This window comes from Kitasatospora sp. NPDC056327, from assembly GCF_042261735.1.
Lineage (GTDB): Bacteria > Actinomycetota > Actinomycetes > Streptomycetales > Streptomycetaceae > Kitasatospora.
On the sequence record NZ_JBHJRC010000529.1, the window covers coordinates 1 to 2,003 of the forward strand.

Below are 2,003 nucleotides of genomic sequence, written 5' to 3' on the forward strand. Positions count from 1 at the left end.
CGGCACCGTGGCCACGGTGCCGTGTGCCCGGCGGTCGGTCGGTGCCGAGGGGCGGCCGGCGGCTCGAAGCCGGCCCCGGCGCCACCGCCGGGGCCGCCGGCGGCTGCGGAGGTGCTCCGCAGGGTCCCGCCGAGCGGAGTCCTGCCCCACGGAGGAGAGTCGAGGCGCTTCCGGGTCGCCGCAGCGTCGACGCGGCGTCTCCCCGATCCCTTCGCGAAGTTCTCACGATCGGGGAGTAGAGGGGGAGTTGTCGGGACAGGGATCGATCGGACCCCGTCGTTCCGGTGATTCCTGGAGGACCACGTGCGCAAGAGACTGATCGTTTCCGCTGCCAGTGCCCTGAGTCTGTTCCTCGCCGTCCCCGCCTCGGCCGCCGGCTTCGAGCCGGGGGCGGACGGCCTGGGGGACCCGTACTACCCGACCCTCGGCAACGGCGGCTACCGGGTGTCGCACTACGACGTCCGGCTGAAGTACCAGCCCGCCACCGACGAGCTGGAGGGCACCACGACCATCCTGGCCACGGCCACCCAGGACCTCTCCCGGTTCAACCTCGACTTCGCGCTGAAGGTCTCCGAGGTCCGGGTCAACGGGCGGCTCGCCGCCTTCGCCACCAGCGGCGACCAGGAGCTGGAGATCACCCCGGCCCGGCCGCTGCCCAAGGGGTCCCGGGCCACCGTGGTGGTGCGCTACAAGGACGTGCCGTCGACCGTGGAGAGGTACGGAGGCTACACCGCCTGGCGCCGCACCCCGGACGGCGCGGTGGTGGCCGGCGAGCCCGTGGCGGCGGGCTGGTGGTTCCCGGGCAACGACCACCCGAGCGACAAGGCGACCTTCGACGTCTCGGTGCTGGTGCCGGACGGCACCCAGGTGATCAGCAACGGGGTGCTGGCCGGCACCGCCTCCCGGGCGGGCTGGACCCGCTACGACTGGCGTGAGGACAAGCCGCAGGCCACCTACCTGGCGACCCTGGCGATAGGGAGGTTCGACATCACCCGGGACACCACGGCCGGCGGGCTCCCGGTCTACAACGCCTACAGCAAGGACCTCGGGGAGAACGCGGGCGCGGCCCGGGCGAGCGTCGAGCGCACCGGCGAGCTGGTGGACTGGCTGAGCGGCTACTTCGGCCCCTACCCGTTCAGCTCGGTCGGCGGGTTCGTGCCCAACGTCCGGAGCAGCGGCGGTCTGGAGACCCAGACCCGGGTCTTCTACGGCCCGGGGCTGTTCGCCCGGGGATCCAACACCTCGGTCGTCGTCCACGAGCTGGCCCACCAGTGGTACGGCGACAGCGTCTCGCTCTCCCGCTGGAGCGACATCTGGCTGAACGAGGGCTTCGCCCAGTACGCGCAGTTCCTCTGGTCCGAGCACGAGAACGAGGGCACCGCGCAGGAGCTGGCCGACTACATCTACGCCTACTACCCGGCCGACGACCCGTTCTGGAGCGTCAAGCCCGGTGACCCGGGGGAGGAGAACCAGCTCTCCGCCGCGGTCTACCAGCGCGGCGCGGTCGCCATCCAGGCGCTGCGCAACACCGTCGGGGACGCGACGTTCTTCCGGATCCTGAAGGGCTGGCCCACCGAACGCCGCTACGGGAACGCCACCGTCGCGGACTTCCGGGCGTACGCGGAGCGGGTCGCCGGCCGACGGCTCGGCGACCTCTTCACCACCTGGCTGTTCACCCCCGGCAAGCCCGCCACCGGCCCGGTGCCGCCCGGCGCGCCGGCCGCCGGCCCCTCGGCGGCGGGCACGACCGCGGACCGGAACGAAGGGGCGCGCCCGGCGGAACCGAAGTCCTGGCGGAAGATCCAGGAGGCCACCGCCGTGCACGCGGAACGGAAGTGACGCGCCCGGCCTGAGGAACCGGCGGTCCGCGCGCGGAGCGGGGACCGCCGGCCCGGGACCGCCCGCCCCGGGCCGCCGGCCCCGGGCGGGCGGGGGGGGGGGTGCGCGGGGGGGCGGCGGGGCGCCGAGGGGCGCGGCGGCCGGGCGCCGCCGGGCGGCGCGGG

1 protein-coding gene is annotated in these 2,003 nt (G+C 74.4%); it reads left to right on the top strand.

Annotated features, from left to right (window positions below):
- Nucleotides 1–303: 303 nt before the first annotated feature.
- A complete protein-coding gene (locus ACFCX4_RS36060; protein WP_376151677.1) occupies nt 304–1,839 on the top strand; it encodes a M1 family metallopeptidase in 1,536 nt (511 codons plus the stop codon).
- Nucleotides 1,840–2,003: the final 164 nt, after the last annotated feature.